The organism is Ferrovibrio sp., assembly GCF_017994015.1.
Classification (GTDB): domain Bacteria; phylum Pseudomonadota; class Alphaproteobacteria; order Ferrovibrionales; family Ferrovibrionaceae; genus Ferrovibrio.
In genome coordinates, this window is record NZ_JAGOLP010000009.1 from 61124 (window position 1) to 78020 (window position 16897).

19 protein-coding genes are annotated in these 16897 nt (G+C 61.8%); 8 read left to right on the forward strand and 11 right to left on the reverse strand.

Annotated features, from left to right (window positions below; all coding sequences use genetic code 11):
• Positions 1-51: 51 nt before the first annotated feature.
• Together KBB36_RS07400 and ycaC are read left to right on the forward strand one after the other, a co-directional pair.
• Complete coding sequence (locus tag KBB36_RS07400; protein WP_290978333.1) at positions 52-1008, forward strand: LysR family transcriptional regulator; 957 nt, start codon at positions 52-54, stop codon at positions 1006-1008.
• A 131-nt stretch (positions 1009-1139) separates the two neighbouring features.
• On the forward strand, positions 1140-1769 hold the full coding sequence (gene ycaC / locus KBB36_RS07405; RefSeq protein WP_290978334.1) for an isochorismate family cysteine hydrolase YcaC: 630 nt from the start codon (positions 1140-1142) through the stop codon (positions 1767-1769).
• Positions 1770-1845: 76 nt separating this feature from the next.
• On the opposite strand, the gene KBB36_RS07410 is transcribed toward ycaC, so the two are convergent.
• Together KBB36_RS07410 and KBB36_RS07415 are read right to left on the reverse strand one after the other, a co-directional pair.
• Positions 1846-3267 (reverse strand): ATP-binding protein, encoded by a 1422-nt coding sequence (locus tag KBB36_RS07410; protein ID WP_290978335.1) that lies wholly within the window; start codon positions 3265-3267, stop codon positions 1846-1848.
• A 10-nt stretch (positions 3268-3277) separates the two neighbouring features.
• Positions 3278-4018 carry a response regulator gene (locus KBB36_RS07415; RefSeq protein ID WP_290978336.1) on the reverse strand — a complete coding sequence of 247 codons (741 nt, stop codon included), beginning with the start codon at positions 4016-4018 and terminating at the stop codon, positions 3278-3280.
• 176 nt (positions 4019-4194) lie between these two features.
• On the opposite strand from KBB36_RS07415, the gene KBB36_RS07420 reads away from it, so the two are divergent.
• Positions 4195-5040 (forward strand): MipA/OmpV family protein, encoded by an 846-nt coding sequence (locus KBB36_RS07420; RefSeq protein WP_290978337.1) that lies wholly within the window; start codon positions 4195-4197, stop codon positions 5038-5040.
• 85 nt (positions 5041-5125) lie between these two features.
• Positions 5126-5575, forward strand: a complete 450-nt coding sequence (locus tag KBB36_RS07425; RefSeq protein ID WP_290978338.1) for a DUF2177 family protein — start codon at positions 5126-5128, stop codon at positions 5573-5575.
• On the opposite strand, the gene vapC is transcribed toward KBB36_RS07425, so the two are convergent.
• Positions 5544-5951: a tRNA(fMet)-specific endonuclease VapC gene (gene vapC, locus KBB36_RS07430; protein WP_290978339.1), complete on the reverse strand. Its 408-nt coding sequence runs from the start codon at positions 5949-5951 to the stop codon at positions 5544-5546. The two genes, KBB36_RS07425 and vapC, sit on opposite strands and share 32 nt — an antisense overlap.
• A complete protein-coding gene (gene vapB / locus KBB36_RS07435) occupies positions 5951-6175 on the reverse strand; it encodes a type II toxin-antitoxin system VapB family antitoxin (RefSeq protein WP_290978340.1) in 225 nt (74 codons plus the stop codon). Before vapB ends, vapC begins: the two co-directional genes overlap by 1 nt.
• A 117-nt stretch (positions 6176-6292) precedes the next feature.
• Between vapB and KBB36_RS07440 the strand changes: the two genes are divergently transcribed.
• Both KBB36_RS07440 and KBB36_RS07445 read left to right on the forward strand, forming a co-directional pair.
• A complete protein-coding gene (locus tag KBB36_RS07440; RefSeq protein WP_290978341.1) occupies positions 6293-6601 on the forward strand; it encodes a metalloregulator ArsR/SmtB family transcription factor in 309 nt (102 codons plus the stop codon).
• Positions 6602-6606: 5 nt separating this feature from the next.
• Complete coding sequence (locus KBB36_RS07445; protein ID WP_290978342.1) at positions 6607-7164, forward strand: SRPBCC family protein; 558 nt, start codon at positions 6607-6609, stop codon at positions 7162-7164.
• A gap of 268 nt (positions 7165-7432) precedes the next feature.
• On the opposite strand, the gene KBB36_RS07450 is transcribed toward KBB36_RS07445, so the two are convergent.
• From KBB36_RS07450 to KBB36_RS07460, 3 genes are read right to left on the reverse strand one after another with little or no spacing between them, the layout of a single operon-like run.
• Entirely contained in the window at positions 7433-8932 is a 1500-nt protein-coding gene (locus tag KBB36_RS07450; RefSeq protein WP_290978343.1) for a PAS domain S-box protein, read from the reverse strand.
• Between the two features lie 13 nt (positions 8933-8945).
• A complete protein-coding gene (locus tag KBB36_RS07455) occupies positions 8946-10349 on the reverse strand; it encodes a methyl-accepting chemotaxis protein (protein WP_290978344.1) in 1404 nt (467 codons plus the stop codon).
• A 25-nt stretch (positions 10350-10374) separates the two neighbouring features.
• Positions 10375-10899, reverse strand: a complete 525-nt coding sequence (locus tag KBB36_RS07460) for a PAS domain-containing protein (RefSeq protein WP_290978345.1) — start codon at positions 10897-10899, stop codon at positions 10375-10377.
• Positions 10900-11271: 372 nt separating this feature from the next.
• Here KBB36_RS07460 and KBB36_RS07465 point away from each other — a divergent pair, with 372 nt between their 5' ends.
• Complete coding sequence (locus KBB36_RS07465; RefSeq protein ID WP_290978346.1) at positions 11272-11955, forward strand: response regulator transcription factor; 684 nt, start codon at positions 11272-11274, stop codon at positions 11953-11955.
• Positions 11956-11957: 2 nt separating this feature from the next.
• Here KBB36_RS07465 and KBB36_RS07470 read toward each other — a convergent pair whose 3' ends face one another.
• Positions 11958-13124: an iron-containing alcohol dehydrogenase gene (locus KBB36_RS07470; RefSeq protein ID WP_290978347.1), complete on the reverse strand. Its 1167-nt coding sequence runs from the start codon at positions 13122-13124 to the stop codon at positions 11958-11960.
• Between the two features lie 49 nt (positions 13125-13173).
• Positions 13174-14499: an aspartate aminotransferase family protein gene (locus tag KBB36_RS07475; RefSeq protein ID WP_290978348.1), complete on the reverse strand. Its 1326-nt coding sequence runs from the start codon at positions 14497-14499 to the stop codon at positions 13174-13176.
• 156 nt (positions 14500-14655) lie between these two features.
• Between KBB36_RS07475 and KBB36_RS07480 the strand changes: the two genes are divergently transcribed.
• The gene (locus KBB36_RS07480; RefSeq protein WP_366933175.1) at positions 14656-15210 is read left to right on the forward strand and encodes a cupin domain-containing protein; all 555 of its coding nucleotides are present in this window, start codon (positions 14656-14658) and stop codon (positions 15208-15210) included.
• A 6-nt stretch (positions 15211-15216) separates the two neighbouring features.
• Here KBB36_RS07480 and KBB36_RS07485 read toward each other — a convergent pair whose 3' ends face one another.
• Positions 15217-15570 (reverse strand): RidA family protein, encoded by a 354-nt coding sequence (locus KBB36_RS07485; RefSeq protein WP_290978350.1) that lies wholly within the window; start codon positions 15568-15570, stop codon positions 15217-15219.
• Positions 15571-15584: 14 nt separating this feature from the next.
• A complete protein-coding gene (locus KBB36_RS07490) occupies positions 15585-16892 on the reverse strand; it encodes a TRAP transporter large permease subunit (RefSeq protein WP_290978351.1) in 1308 nt (435 codons plus the stop codon).
• Between the last annotated feature and the right edge of the window lie 5 nt (positions 16893-16897).

Here is a 16897-nt window from a genome sequence, read left to right on the forward strand (position 1 = left end):
TGGCAACACCGGGCCTTTTCTTTTGCCCGCAGCACTGCAAGCATGCCGGCCATGAAGCAACGCTACGAAGACATCCTGGCTTTTATCGAGGTGGTGCAGGCCGGCAGTTTCACCGCCGCCGGGCTGCGGCTTGGCCTGGCGAAATCGGTGGTCAGCGACCGGGTACGGCAGCTAGAGAATGCGCTGGGCGCCGAGCTTCTGCGCCGTACCACGCGGCAGGTGACGCCGACCGAGCGCGGGCGCGACCTGTTCGACGCGCTGGCGCCGCTGACCGCCGGTGTGGCGCAGGTGCTGGATGATGCGGCGCGCAAGGATGGCCCGCTGACCGGGCGGCTGCGGCTGACCGCGCCGATCAGTTTCGGCGTGGCCTATCTCACCCCGGTGATCACCCGCTTTGCCCAGGCGCATCCGCATCTGGAAATCGCGCTGGATTTTGATGATCGCGCGGTGGATATCATCGGCGCCGGCTATGATCTGGCGCTGCGCATCGGCCGCTTAGGCGATTCGGCGCTGATGGCGCGCAAACTCTGCGACAGCGAGCGCGTGGTCTGTTGCAGCCCCGGCTATGCCAGGCAGCATGGCCTGCCGCACAGCCTGGCCGATCTGGCCGGCCATGCCAGCATCGATTATGCCAATGCCCATGCCAGCCGGCTCTGGCGCTTTGAGCCGGAACAGCCGGGCGGCGAGCCGCGCGTGGTGGAAACCCGCAGCCGCCTGGTGGTGAATAACGGCGAGGCGATGCGCGATATGGCGATAGCCGGCCTGGGCCTGATCGTGCTGCCGCGTTTCATCCTGGCAGAAGCGCTGCATAGCGGCGCGCTGATCGAAGTGCTGCCCGGCATCCGCCCGCTGCCGGATGCGATTTACGCCGTGTATCCGCCGGCGCGCCACCTGCCGCGCAAATGCCGCGCCCTGATCGACCATCTCGCCGCCGCCTTTGCCGGCACACCGCCCTGGATGGCGCCGGCGCCGAAAAGCACCAAGGCAAGGCGGAAAGATAAAAGCTGATTGTTCGTGATTGCCGGACAGTAGGTCCGGAACAAGCCGGCTAATGCGCCGCGCGGTCTTTGCGTAGGGTCTGTTCACCGGCAAGCAACGCCGAACGGAAACAGCCCAGAGACACGCAAAGGATCACGATCATGACCAAGAGCTTCACCTATAACCGCCTCGACAAGAACAATGCCACCGTGCTGCTGGTGGACCATCAGGCCGGCCTGCTCTCGCTGGTGCGCGACATCGACCCCGACAAGTTCCGCAACAATGTGCTGGCACTGGCCGACCTGGCCAAATTCTTCAACCTGCCGACCATCCTGACCACCAGCTTCGAGAATGGCCCGAACGGCCCGCTGATGCCGGAACTGAAAGAAATGTTTCCCGATGCGCCCTATATCGCCCGCCCGGGCAATATCAACGCCTGGGACAACGAGGATTTTGTCAAGGCCGTGAAGGCCACCGGCAAGAAGCAGCTGCTCATCGCCGGCGTAGTCACCGAAGTCTGCGTCGCCTTCCCGGCGCTCTCGGCCCTGGAAGAGGAATTTGAGGTGTTTGTGGTGACCGATGCTTCCGGCACCTTCAACGAGATTGCCCAGCAATCAGCCTGGAACCGCATGAGCCAGGCCGGTGCGCAATTGATGAACTGGTTTGCCGTGGCCTGTGAACTGCATCGCGACTGGCGCAACGACATCGAGGGCCTGGGCAAGCTGCTGGCGGATCACATCCCGGATTACAAGAACCTGATGACCAGCTTCGCCGCCAATAGCCGCAAATAATCTCCCGAAAGCAACGGCACGAAAAGGCGAGGGCGCGGGCACCAGCTTGCGCCCGCGCTTTTTCGTGCCGGCTATTTCAGCCGGCCGACTTCGGCAATCTTACGCTGACCAGGAGGCCGGCAGGCACCGCCATCGACAATTCGATACTGCCGCGATGCGCCAGGAATACATCGCGGGCGATGGTGAGGCCCAGGCCGGTGCCGCCGGTTTCGCGGTTGCGTGAACTTTCCAGCCGCGTGAAGGGCCGGAAGGCGGTTTCCACCTGATCGGCCGGAATGCCGGGGCCATCATCGGCAACGGTGATGATGATGCAATCCGCCGCATCATGCAGGCCAACCCGCACATGATCGGCGAACTTGCAGCCATTATCGATCAGATTGGCAAAAGCGCGGCGGATCGCCACCGGCTGGCAGATCAGGCCGGCATGATCCGGGCCATCATAGCTGACGGCATGGCCGGCATCGGCGGCGGTATCACACAGGCTGATCAGCATGGCAGCCAGATCGGCGGCGCTGCGTGGCTCGTCCTTCAACTGGTTGCTGGCGAAGGTCAGCGTGGCGCTCATCATGGTTTCCATATCGTCGATATCCGACAATAATTGGCGGCGCTGTTCCTGATCCGGCAGGTATTCGGCAAATAGCCGCAGCCGGGTCAGCGGCGTGCGCAGATCATGCGATATCGCGGCAATCATTTGCAGGCGGTCGTCGACGAAGCGCTTCAGGCGCAATTGCATGGCGTTGAAAGAACTGCCGATCGCCTGCAATTCCGGCGCATTGAAATTGCCGACCAGGCTGAGTTCACGGTCGCGGCCAAGCTTTTCCGCCGCCGCAGCCAGATCGTCCAGCGGCTTCACCACGCCGCGCGCCACCCAGATTGAGAGCAGGCCGATCATCACCACGGCAAAAAGCGGCAACAGCACGTTGCGGATCATGCGCACGGTTTCCTGTCCGTCGCTTTTGGGTGTCACCAGCAGCCAGTCTTGCGGCCCGATGCGAAAGGCAATGCGCAAATCGCTGCTCAGCATGTTGCTGCGCCTTTCATCCAGCACATCCGCCATCACAATCGGCAGCGGTGGCAGGATGATCACCAGCGGGCGCGGCGAATATTCCGGATCGTCCAGATCATCCGCCATCAGCAACACATCCTGCGGTGCCAGGGCCAGCGTGGCGGCGATCTGCAGGTGCAAGTCTGCAAAGGCGCCGAGCCGTGAGCCATGGCGGAAATCCGGCTCGGCGCTCAGGGATGTGATATCAAGCCAGCGCCGTACCGGCAAATCGCGCAAGGCCGCCGGCCGCTCGGCCGCCGACACGGCCAAACTGCGGTCACGCATATCGGCCAGATTGGCCAGCAGCCAGTCGCGGTCAAAAAACATGATTTCCGGCGGGCGGATCACCAGCGGCAGCAGTTTGTCGACAGCCTTCACCGCCAGCAGGCCACCAATGATGACCAGCCCGATGCGCGGCGCCAGGCGCAGGCGCGACCAGAATGGTAGCTTCATGCTCCTGGCCTCACAGCATGGCATCCTGCAACAGCCTGACCGGCGCAGTGAAAAAATAACCCTCATTGCGGATTGTCTTGATGAAGGCTGGGTCCTGCGGATTGGCCTCGATCTTGCGGCGCAAGCGGCTGATCTGCACATCGATGCTGCGATCATAGGCCTGGGTCATCCGGCCATGCGCCAGATCAAGCAACTGGTCGCGGGTCAGGGCGCGCTGCGGATGCTCCAGAAAAGCCAGCAGCAGGTCAAATTCGCCGCTGGTCAGATCAGTCAGCGCACCGCCCGGCGATGTGAGGGTGCGCCGGCTGGCATTGAGCTGCCAGCCACCAAATTCGTAGACAGCTACAGTGGGCCGCTCGGCATTGATGCTGACGGCGCCGAGCCGGCGGGTCACGGCGCGGATACGCGCCAGCAATTCGCGTGGGTTGAACGGTTTCACCACATAATCATCGGCGCCGATCTCCAGGCCGATGATGCGGTCGGTATCGCCGCTCATCGCGGTCAGCAGGATGATCGGCACGGCACTCTGCGCCCGCATGCGGCGGCAGAGCGACAGGCCATCCTCACCCGGCATCATGATATCCAGCACAATCACATCGATGCGGGCCGCCTCGCAAACCGCAAACATGGCGCGGCCATCGCCGGCCTGGCTGACTTTCAGCCCGTGATCGGTCAGGAAACGCGCCAGCATGGCGCGGATGCGGTGATCGTCGTCAACTATCAGAACATGGGTGCTGGGCTGGGTGGTCACGGCTTTCTCCAATGCCGCCAGTATAGCAGCTTGGCCCGGGCCAGCACCCGGCTGGCAACATTCTGAAACATATCGATACAGGGCCGAAACCCGCCCGGCCACCGCAATGGCTAGGGTGCGCCATCCCGCCGCTGTGCGGTTTGCCAGAAAAGAGCCTCCTGCCCATGAAAAACACTATGCTTCCCCCCGCCTCGCAGTTCCTGTCACGCATCCTGCCTTTTGCTGCCGCTTTATGGGTTTTGTCTTTTGCCGCAGCCGCGCAGCAGCCCAATGCACAGGCCAATGCTCTGGCCGGGCAGGCAGCGGAGAAAAAGGACTGGGATATCCGGCTCGGCGCCGGCGCCATGTTCCAGCCGGATTACGAGGGCAGCGACGATTACGAAGTGGCGCCTTTGCCTTTCCTGATGGTGAATTATCGCGACCTGGTATTCCTGCGCGGCCCGATGCTGGGCGTGAACGCCTTCACCTGGCAGGGGCCACGCCCCTCCGACAAGCTGCAAGCCGGGCCTTTGCTGCGCTACCAGATGGGCCGCGATGATGGCGATAATGATGCGCTGCGCGGCCTGGGCGATATCGATGCCGGCGCCGAAATCGGCGGCTTCATCAATTATCGCATCGGATCATGGTCCACCGGCCTGACCGTGTTCCACGATGCCAGCGGCGCCCATGATGGCTGGACCGCCAAGCTCAGCGGCGGCTACATGCATAGCTTCGGCCCCAAGCTGCGCGCCCGCTCGGAAGTATCCGCCACCTGGGCCGACGAGAATTACACCCAGAGCTTCTTCGGCATCACCGCCGCACAGGCGCAGCGCAGCGGCCTCAGGCAATACACCCCCGAAGCCGGGTTCAAGGATGTCAGCCTGTCGCTTGATCTGGATTACAGCCTGACCCAGCATTGGGGCCTCACTGGCCGGGTTGGCTACAAGCGCCTGCTCGGCGATGCCGCCAGCAGCCCACTGGTTGAGGATAAGGGCTCGGCCGACCAGTTCAGCACCGGCCTGATTCTCAGCTACAAATTCTGAACCATCACAGGGGCGGGCGTTTTGCCAGTTGGCCCGAACGCCCTACCTTGTTATCCACCAGCAGCATCTCAAGGATAGTCCAGCCATGCCGGCCGCCCCAGCCTCAGCCAGTCGCCGTTTCAGCATCGCCGCGCTGATCCTGCTACTGCTGTTGGCCCTGGCTGATATCGCCTGGCTGCTGACCGCCACCGGCTGGCTCTATCGGCCGCAACTGGGCGCTTTGCTCAATCCGGCCCCGGTGCTGTGGGCCGCCATCAGCTTTTACCTGCTGTACTGGTTTGGGCTGTGCCTGTTTGTGCTGCGCCCGGCCCTGGCGGCCGGCTCGGCCTGGCTGGCTTGTGGCCTGGGCGCCGCCTTTGGCCTGGTGGCCTATGGCACTTATGATCTGACCAATCAGGCCACCATCGTCGGCTGGCCGGCACTGGTCACTTTCATTGACATGGCCTGGGGCAGCCTGCTCAGCGCCACCAGCTGCGGCCTGGCCTGCGCGCTGGCGCAACGCTTCACGGCAAACCGAGCCAATCCTCAACTCTGAGGCCTTCAACGCGGCTGAATTCACGCAAATTGCCGGTGACAACCACCAGCCCGCGGCTGCGCGCATGGCCGGCAATCATCAGATCATACGGGCCGATCACACTGCCCTGGCGTTCTAGCCGGCTGCGGATATCGGCAAAATGCATGGCGGCTTCGGCATCAAAGGCCAGCACTTCAAGCCGTTCGGCAAAATGCTCCACCTGCTGGCGATGATGCAGCGGTCGCGCCGAGCGTTCGGCGCCGTAGAGCAATTCACCCAATGTCACCACCGAGATGCATAAAGCTTCGGCTTCCTGATTGAACCGCAAGCGGGCGCTGGCCGGTCGTTCACGCAGCACACGGATGCAGATATCGGTATCCAGCATGTAGCGCAGCATCAGAAGTCATCACGTTGCTGCATTACCGGCTGCTGCCGCTCCGGCAGATCAATGCCGGGAGCGTCAAAAAAATCATCCCAGGCGCAACTGGCCGGCACAATCAGCCGCTTCACGCCTTGTTTCAGCACCAGAACATCCTGAACCTCGGCCGGAAATGCCACGTCTCGTGGCAACCGCAAAGCCTGGCTACGATTTGATTGGAATAGTTTGGTTCGTGTGGGCATCGCTCGATCTCCTGAAGCAGCGTGAGGATATACATTATGTATATCCCAGTTTTGACTGAAAGCAATAAATATATTTTATATATTGCTTATTTAAGTAAAATATGAAATAAAGAGGCCATGGAAAGTTTTGCAGCCCTGGCCGACCCGACGCGGCGGCAGATCATCGAATTGCTTGGCCCCGGCCCACTGCCGGCCGGTGCCATCGCGGCACATTTTGAACTCTCCGCCCCGGCGGTTTCGCAGCATCTGAAAGTGCTGCGCCAGGCCGGGCTGGTGAGCCAGCGGGTGGATGCGCAGCGCCGCATCTATGCGCTGAACCAGGCCGGCTTTGGCGAGATGGAGGCCTGGCTTGGCCGGGTGCGGCAATTCTGGGGCCCAAGGCTCGACGCATTGCAAGCTGAACTGGAAAAGGACCAGAACCGATGAATGCCATGACGCAGACCAGCGATTACGGCGAAGTGCTTGAATCCGGCGCGGTGCGTTTCACCCGCCTGCTGCCGGGGCCGGCGGAACGGATCTGGGCTTATCTGACGCAATCCGAATTGCGCGCCACCTGGCTTGCCGCCGGGCCGATGGATCTACGCATCGGCGGCGCGGTGGAACTGGAATTCTGGAACGGCAAGCTGGGCGCGGAGCCGGAAACCCCGCCGGCGGATTATGCCAAATATGAAGGCAGCAAATTACTGGGCCATATCACCCGGCTGGAGCCGCCGCATCTGCTGGCCTTCACCTGGGGCGAAGATGGCAGCGGCTGTAAAGCCAGCGATGCGCAGTCGGAAGTGACCTTTGAATTGCGGCCCGAGGGCGAGAAAATCCGCCTGGTGCTGACCCATCGCCGGCTTGGCGGGCGCGATGCCATGCTCAGTGTTTCCGGCGGCTGGCACACCCATCTGGATACGCTGGTGGAACGCGCCTATGGCCGTGTGCCCGACAGTTTCTGGCGCCGCTATCTGCCGCTCAACCAGTACTACGACCGGCTGCTGCCCTAGAGCGGTTCATATTCATATGGAAGCACTTGCGCCTTGGCGATTTTGCGTTTTGCGGAGGAGCCCGGCGCTGGGCGTAGTGGGACTACGGCCAAGCCGGGCGACGCGCGCAAAACGCAAAATCGCCCGGCCCCTTCGGGGTTGCGCCTGGAGGCGGCATCCGCGTCGTCGAAACGCTTGCAGGTACCACAAGGTACCTGCTGCGCGCTTCTCCTATCGGCCTACCGCCTCCAGACGCAACGCAGGTGCTTCCATATGAATATGAACCGCTCTAATCCTGCATCACCTGCGTGGCGGGGAAATACAGCGCCGCCCGGGTGCCGGCCGGCTGCTGTCCTGGCAGCATCTGGCTGATGCTGAGCCGGCCGCCATGCAGTTCCACCAGCATCTTGGTGATCGACAGGCCAAGCCCGGCGCCACCCCGGCGCCGGGTATAGACATCACTGGCAATGCCGAAGGGTTCCAGCACCTGGGCCAGCCTTTCGGCATCGATGCCCGGGCCATTGTCGCAAACACTGATCGCGGTGCCGACCACATCCTGCTCCACCCGCACCAGGATGCTGCCATCTTCGGGCGTATATTTCACCGCATTGCTGAGCAAGTTGAGCAGCATCTGGCGCAGGCCGCGCCGATCCGCCAGCAGGCTGGCATCGGGCGGCGCCTCAACCCGCAGATCAAGATGATTCGCCGCCACGGCGCCCTGCACCAGCCGCAAACATTCCTCGATCAGCGGCAGCAGCGAAACGACCTCGCGATGCAGGCGATATTTGCCGATTTCCAATGCTGAAAAATCCAGGATGTCATTGACCAGGCTGAGCAGATGCCCGGCGCTTTCAACAATCAGGTTGCCATATTCACGGTATTTGCCATGGCCGAGCGGGCCGTTGATTTCCAGCGCGATCATTTCGGCAAAGCCGATGATGCCGTTCAGCGGCGTGCGCAATTCATGGCTCATATTGGCCAGGAACAGGCTTTTGCTACGGGCTGATTCGGCCGCCTGTTCCAGTGCATGCTGTAGGCGTGCTTCACGTTCGTGATGATGGCGGATATCGCGGTAGAAAGCCGTCAGCACCGCATGTTCATCCAGCTCGATACGACGCGCACTGACTTCCACTGGCAGCAGCACGCCACTGCTGTGGTGCAGCATGGCGCCGGCTGCCACCAGACGGTCGCCATGGCTGCCGGCCTCAAACAAGGCCACCAGTCCACCGCCCAGCCCGGCCGGATGCAGTTCACTTTCCAACCGGCCGATCAGGCTGGCCGGGGCGCAGCCGATCAATTCACCGGCCGCCGCATTGGCGTCCAGAATCCGCCCATTCACCATATCCACCATCAGGATCGCATCCGGGCTACCCTCCATGATGGCGCGATGTTTACGTTCGGATGCAATCGTCTTGGCTTGTGCCGCACGCCGCGCCGATACATCGCGCAGCACCGCAATGATCACCGGCTCGCCGCCCTGCTGTGCCTTCAGGATCGAAGCTTCGGCGGGAAACAGGCTGCCATCGCGCCGCATGCCGGTAACTTCGCGGCGGCCATGCATCATATAGGCAGTGGCCGGCGCCTGCTCGAAACGCGCCACATGATGCTGGTGCGCCGCGCGTGCGCCAAGCGGGATCAGGGTTTCAAGAGGCTGGCCGACAATCTCCTCGCGGCTATAGCCGAACACCGCTTCGGCCATGCGGTTGAAATCCAGAATACGCTGATCCATGGCGATGGTGACAACGGCCTCCGGAATGAAGGCCAGCAGGCTGTCCTGAATATTGTTCATTTCTGGCAGGTGTTCATGCAGCGGCGTCTTGGCGCAGGCCGTCGCGGCTGGATGCATCGAAGAAAGCGACTAACTGGGTGAGTTGTGCGGCCTGATCCGACAAGGTGGCAGTGGCGGCGCTGTTTTCCTCCACCAAAGCCGAGTTGCGCTGGGTAAGCTGATCGAGCGCAGCGATGGCGGTGTTCACTTCTTCCAGCCCCTGGGCCTGTTCACGGCTGGCCCGGGCAATTTCCGTAACGATCAGCGCCACACGGTCGCTGGCGCTGTTGATCTCAGCCAGGGTGTCGCCGCTGCGGCGCACATATTGTACACCGGCCTTAACCTGCTGGTCGGTCTCGTTGATAAGCCCTTTTATATCCTTGGAAGCGCTGGCGGCGCGCTGGGCCAGGGCGCGCACTTCCTGCGCCACAACAGCGAAGCCCTTGCCCGCCTCGCCGGCACGCGCGGCTTCCACGCTGGCATTCAACGCCAGCAGGTTGGTCTGAAAGGCGATCTCGTCAATCAGGCCAACAATGCCGACAATGCGATGCGACCCGCCCTCGATACGATCCATCGCCGCCACCGCTTCGCGCACAATCTCGCCGCCACGCTGCGCCGCATTCCGTGCCGTCGAACTCAGCTCACTCACCATTTGTGCATTCTCGGCATTCTGCCGCACTGTATCGGTCAGCAGGGCCAGGGCGGCGGCGGTCTGTTCCAGTGTTGCCGCCTGGCTTTCGGTGCGCGAGGCCAGATCGCGGCCCCCTTCCGCCAGTTCGCCGGCTGCCGCTTCCAGCGCGGCGCTGCTCTGGGTGAGCCGGCCAGCCACATCACGCAGCACCTGCACCGTGGTGCCGGTATGCTGCATCAACAGGCCGAACTCCCCGGCATAACCCTGTTCAACCCGCTGAGCCAGATTGCCGCGCGCCAGCCCGGCCATGATGCGGCTGAGGCTTTGCAACACGGCGGCGGTGGCACCAACCACCTCGTTGATGCCTTGCGACAGGCCCAGCATGAAACCCTGCTTGCCTTCCAGCGGCAGCCGCTTGCCAAGATCACCGGCAGCCGCGGCCGAAACCAACTCGACGATTTCCGCCTCCAGCCGCACACCTTCATCGGCGCGCTGGCGCATACTCTCTCGTGCCCTATTGATGATCTCGGCCCCGCGGCGGAAATTGCCCACCATGCCGGTTTCGATAAATGGCCGGTAATACTGCCCTTCGGCGGCCAGGGTCAGCGACGCCCCAGACTCGCGCAAATAGGCGTCGGTCAGGTCCAACAGCCGATTGACTGCGATGAGCGCCGGTGCATTTTCGCCATAATCGCCCACATGCAGCACGCGGGCGGAGAGATCGCCACGGGCCGCGCGGCCGCATATTTCAGCCACCGCAGCCATAGCGGCACGCTGCTGCCGCGCCCTGCGTCCGAATATCAGCATGCCGCGCTTCCCCCGTGTGATTTTGTCATTGCACGGCCAGGCCCAGTACAAACTGGTCATAACCCTGGCCGCACTCGGCCATTGCCGCATCCAGCCGCGCCAGGCTGGTCTGCAAGCCAGCTTTACGGTCGCCAACGGCTTCCAGTCGCAACAGGTCGCGGTAGAGCGGTTCGATGGCGGCCAGCGCAGCGCGCTGTGGCTTGCGCCGGTTGGAATGATACCCATCGATCTCGCCAGCCAGGGTGTAGCTCGGCGTCACATGCGCCAGCACCCAATAGTAATCGCCGTTCTTGGCCATGTTCTTGACATAGGCGAACACCTCACGGCCGGATTGGATACGCTGCCAGAGCAACGCGAAAATCGCGCGCGGCATATCCGGGTGGCGCACAATGGCATGCGGCTGGCCCAACACCTCGCGTTCGCTGTAAAGCCCGACGCTGCAAAATACGTCGTTGACATAAACCAGCCGGCCCTTCAGGTCGGTTTTTGACACGATAATGTCGTCGGCGTTGAAAAAGCGCTCCTGCAATGTCGGTTCTGGGCGTTTCATGAACAGCCTTTTCCTGGCAATGGCCGTGAGTAAGAATGAAGAGCTGTGGTTATGCCTGCGCAATTAATGCGCTTTTATTATTTTGTCCGCTCCCTGCGCTTATCATTTCAGACATCGCGATATTGCAAAATATTAGTATTGAAATATCCTCTATATTAAAGTTAAAATATTTATATTATTGATCTTAAATTCCACACAAGCCAATTTCACCGCTGAAAAATACCCCATAATACTTACCACATATCCAGATTCGTGTTAAATAAGGACTTCTTAACAATATTTTATCCTTATTTTTCCACTTTATGTCGCCTACGGATTTATTATATATTTAAAAGAAATGCAGCCTTGGTAACCATAAAAAGAACAGTGACCATGTCTCCGCCAAAAGCCTTGCTGATTGGTTTTACCGAGCAGCTAACCGCCGAGCTGACGGCCCTGCTGACCGAAGCAGAATTTGAGGCAATCGCCGCCAACCGCAGCGATATCACCTACGGTTTTCTATCCGAAAGCCTGTACCATTCAGTGCTGGTATATCTACCAACAGATACGCAGGGCGCCTTTGAGATCCTGGCCAATCTGCGCAACCACGCTGACATACCGGTGATTGCCATTAACGAGGCCGGCGGCAGCGCCAACCGCATCCGCGCCCTGGAAGCCGGCGCCAATGACGTGCTGAGCCTGCCGCTGGATCAAGCCGAATTGCTGGCGCGGCTGCATAGCCTGCTGCGCCGCTGCTATAGCTGCACCAAGATTGGCCGGCTGTGTTATGGCGATATCATCATTGATCAGGTGGAACAGAGTTTCCGCCACCGCACCCGAAATGTGCCATTGTCACGCATGGAAATGCGGCTGCTACGCCGGCTGGCCCAGGCGGACCAAAACACCGTCAGCACCGAAACCCTGCTGAAAGACCTGTGGGGTATGGATAGCGACAGCCGGCGCCAGTCATTGCGCGTGCTGATCCGGCAATTGCGCAACAAGATTGAAACCGACCCGCAGAATCCGAGCTTCCTGCTTAATGACCACGGCGTCGGCTACCGCCTGCGCCGGCTGTAGTTTCACCAGGCCGCTTCCAGCAGGCCGATGATATCCTGCACGCCCTGGATCGGCCGTGGATTGGTGCGCACCCAGAGATTTTCCATGGCGCCTTCGGCGATCTTGCCGAATTGAGTTTTATCCACTTTGAGATCGCGCAGCCGCCCGGGCTGGCCGAGCTGTGCAATCAGGTCCGCCACAGCGGCCGCTGCATCGCCATCGGCGCGGCCCAGCGCCGCCGCAATACGCGCCTGCTGCGGCGCGGTGTGGGGCAGATTGTAGCGCATCACCTGCGGCAGCATGATGCAGGAGGTGTGGCCATGGCTCATGCCGGTGACGGCGCCCAGGCTGTGGCCGATGCCGTGGCTGGCGCCATAGGGCACGCGCAGGATGCCGAAGCCCGAGAGCCAGGCGGCTTGCAGGCATTCCAGCCGCGCCGCCATATCCGCTGCGTCACGCTGGCTTTGCGGCAGCGCCTGCGCAAACAGCCTGAGCGCATGCAGCGAGGTGGCCTCGATCAGCGTCGAGGGCTGGATCGAGCAGATGCCTTCCACCGCATGATCGATGGCGCGGATGGCGGTGGATAACCATAACCATTGCGGGGTATGCACGGTCACGGCTGGGTCGAGAATTACAGCGGCAGCGCCGATCTCGCGCCCGACATAACCATGCTTGATCTGCCGCGCCGGATCGGTGCAGCCGCCGAAATTAGAGAATTCCGCTGCCGAAAGCGTGGTGGACAACACAATCTGGCGCATTGGCGGCGGCTTGATTGCCGGCATGAAGCGGCTGCCATCGGGATTGGCGCGCAGGTGATAATCGTCTAGCTGCTCGGGTCGCGTCAGGTCATGCGCCAGCACAATCAGCGCCACCTTCACGGTATCAATCGCAGTGCCGCCGCCGAAGGTCAGGATCAGATCGGGCCGGGCAGCGCGGATCGCCTCGGCGCAGGCAATCACACTCGGGCGCGGCGTATGCTCGCGGCATTCATCAAAAGTGCCAACATGGCGCGGCCCCAGCGCCTGGCGGATTTTCTCCACCGCATCGGTCTGCCGGTTCAGCGTTTTGCTGGTGACGATGAAAATCCGGCTGGCGCCGCGCCGATCAGCTTCTTCCAGCACCGCCTCGGCGGCCGGCTTGCCCCAGATCACCCGGTCTTGCGCCAGGAATTCATGTATGCCCGCATTCATGCGGTGCCTCCCCGTCAGTTTCGCTGCCCTGACGGGGAGTATGGCCGGATCAGTCGACCTGCTTCAACACCTTGGCGAGGATGCCGAAGATCTCGTCGATATGGCCCTTGTTGAGGATCAGCGGCGGCGACAGCGCGATGGTGTCGCCGGTCAGCCGCGCCATCAGGCCCTGTTCAAAGCATTTCACAAACACCTCGTAGCCGCGCTTGGTCGGCGCATTCTCACGCGGCGCCAGTTCGATGGCTGCCATGATGCCGATATTGCGGATATCGATCACATGCGGCAGGCCCTTCAGGCTATGCGCGGCGTCTTCCCAATAGGGCGTCAGGGCGGCGGCATTCTCGAAGATGCCTTCATCACGATACACATCCAGCGTGGCCAAGCCGGCGGCGCAGGCCAGGGCATGGGCGGAATAGGTATAGCCGTGGAACAGCTCGATCATATGCTCCGGCCCCTGCATGAAGGCATCATGCACATGCTTGCGGGTGAACACGGCGGCAGCCGGCACAGCGGCATTGGTCAGCCCCTTGGCGGTGGTCATCAGATCGGGGATGACGCCGAAGGTTTCAGCCGCGAATGCCGTGCCGGTGCGGCCGAAGCCGGTGATAACCTCATCAAAGATCAGCAGGATGCCATGCTTGTCGCAAATCTGCCGCAGCTTCTGCAAATAGCCCTTGGGCGGCGGCAGCACTCCGGTGGAGCCGGCCACCGGTTCGACAATCACGGCGGCGATGGTGCTGGCATCATGCAAAGCCACAATCCGCTCCAGATCGTCGGCCAGATGCGCGCCCCAATCCGGCAGACCCTTGGAAAACGCCATGTCCTTCAAGGAATGGGTATGCGGCAGGTGATCCACGCCGGCCAGCATCGGGCCGAATACCTTGCGGTTGGAGACAATGCCGCCAACCGAAATGCCGCCAAAACCGACGCCGTGATAACCACGTTCGCGGCCGATCAGCCGGGTGCGGGCGCCCTCGCCGCGCGCCCGATGATAGGCCAGCGCGATCTTGAGCGCGGTATCCACCGCTTCCGAGCCGGAATTGGCGAAGAACACATGCTTGAGATCGCCGGGCGCCAGATGCGCCAGCCGGGCGGCGAACTCAAATGCCTTGGGATGGCCCATCTGGAAGGTGGGGGCAAAATCCATCTCCGCCGCCTGCTTCTGGATCGCATCCACAATCGGCTGGCGGCAATGGCCGGCATTGACACACCACAGGCCGGCCGAGCCATCAATCACCTGGCGGCCGTCATGCGTGGTGTAATGCATGTCCTTGGCGCCGACCAGCAGGCGCGGATTGGCCTTGAACTGCCGGTTGGCGGTGAATGGCATCCACCAGGATTCCAGGTCGTTGGGTACGGCGGCAGACTGGCCCATGGCGGCTCTCCTTGAGGCATAAACGCGATGCCGGAGTCTCGGCTGAAGCGGCGTCGGAAACAACGCTTTTATGCTTGGCCTAAGTGCTTGATATTGATATGGCAACGCAAACACCGTTAAATATATTCAACAGCGAAACAGCGACGCGGCAGGATGATGGATAGTGAGATCGATATTGGCGGCCGGCTCAAGCTGGTGCGCCTGCAGCGCAAGCTGTCACAGCGCGAACTGGCGCGCCGCGCTGGCGTGACCAATGCCACCGTGTCGTTGATTGAGGCCAACCGGGTCAATCCATCAGTCGGCGCGCTCAAGCGCGTGCTGGATGGCCTGCCGATGAGCCTGGCGGAGTTTTTTGCCTTGGAAAGCCCGGCCCCGCGCAAGGCGTTTTATGACGCCGAGGAGTTGGTGCAGGTCGGCAAGGGCAAGATCAGCTATCGCCAGGTCGGCGCCGACCTGTCCGGCCGCGCCTTGCAGATCCTGGTGGAACGCTATGCACCCGGCGCCGATACCGGCCGCGTGCTGTTGCGCCATGAAGGCGAGGAAGGCGGCGTGGTGCTGGCCGGCCGCATCGAGGTGACCGTAGCCGGCCAGAGCCGCCTGCTCGGCCCCGGCGACGCCTATTATTTCGAAAGCCAGCAGCCGCACCGGTTTCGCAATATCGGCCCGGAGCCATGCGAAATCATTAGCGCCTGCACGCCACCCAGTTTTTAGGGCGCATCACGCTCCGGCAGCTGCCACGGCAACAATCTCGATCATGTCGCCTTCTTCCAGCGTGGCGCCGATACAGGCACGCTGCGGCGGGTTGGCCTGATCCACCCAGTCGAGCCAGACCGCGTTCATCGCCGGCTTCAGCGCCATATCGGTGATATACACCGTGGCCGAGACGAGCCGCGACTTGTCGCTGCCGGCCTCGGCCAATTGGCGATCCAGATTGGCCAGGGCTTCACGCGCCTGCCGCGTCATATCCAGCTCGTAGGTATCGGCGGTGGCCACGGTGAAAACGAAGCCGTTATAAACCGTGGTGCGCGAACGGCCCGCCGCCTCGCTGGGAAAACGTGTGATCGGCAACATCTGCTGGCGCTCCCTCAGCCCGGCCCGAGCATTTGGCCGGGCAACCAGGTGACCAAGCCGGGAATGAAAAAGATCAAGGCAATCGCCACCACCATCAGAATGAAGAATGGCAAGGCGACCTTGGCGATATAGGTGATCTGATGCCCGGTCATGCCTTGCAGCACAAACAGGTTGAAGCCGACCGGCGGCGTGATCTGCGCCATTTCCACCACCAGCACCACAAAGATGCCGAACCAGATCAGGTCGATGCCGGCGCGTTCGATCATCGGCAACACCACTGCCATGGTCAGCACCACCATCGAGATGCCATCCAGGAAGCAGCCGAGCACAATGTAGAACACCATCAGCACAATGATCAGCATGGCCGGGCTGAAGCCCATGCTGCTGATCCAATCCGCCAGATGGCGCGGCAGGCCGGTGAAACCCATCGCCAGGGTGAGGAAGGCGGCGCCGGCCAGAATCAGGCCGATCATGCAGGATAGCCGCGTGGCGCCGAGCAGGCTATCCAGGAAGGTTTTCATATTCAGGCTGCCCTGGGCGGCCGAAATCACCAGCGCACCAACCACGCCCAATGCCGCTGCCTCGGTGGCGGTGGCAAAGCCGGTATAGATCGAGCCGAGCACGGCCAGGATCAGGCCGACCGTGGGCAGCAGATGGCGCGAGGCCCAGAGTTTCTCGACAAAATTATAGCGCTCGGTGGGCAACGGGATCTTGCCCGGATTGAGCAGTGACCAGACCACGATATAGCCCATGAACAGCACTGCCAGCAGGATGCCGGGGATCACACCGGCAATGAACAGCTTGGCAATCGAGACTTCCGCCGCCACGCCATACACAATCATGATCAGCGAAGGCGGGATCAGCAGGCCGAGCGTGCCGGCACCGGCCAGGCTGCCGATCACGATATTCTCCGGATAGCCGCGCTGGCGCAATTCCGGGATGCTCATCTTGCCGATCGTGGCACAGGTGGCGGCCGAGGAGCCGGAAACGGCGGCAAAGATGGTGCAGCCGATCACGTTGGTATGCACCAGGCGGCCGGGCAGCTTGGTCATCCACGGCGCCAGGCCACGGAACATGTCTTCCGACAACCGGGTGCGGAACAGGATTTCACCCATCCAGATGAACATCGGCAACGCGGTCAGCGTCCAACTGGTGCTGGAGCCGAAGATGGTGGTCATCATCGCATCGCCCACCGGGCGGCTGGTGAACAGCATCATGGCGAGCCAGCCGCAGGCCACCAGGCCAAGGCCGATCCACAGGCCGGTGGCCAGGATGGCAAACAGCGCGATGATAAGGAAAACTGAAATCAGGATCTGATCCATGCGGG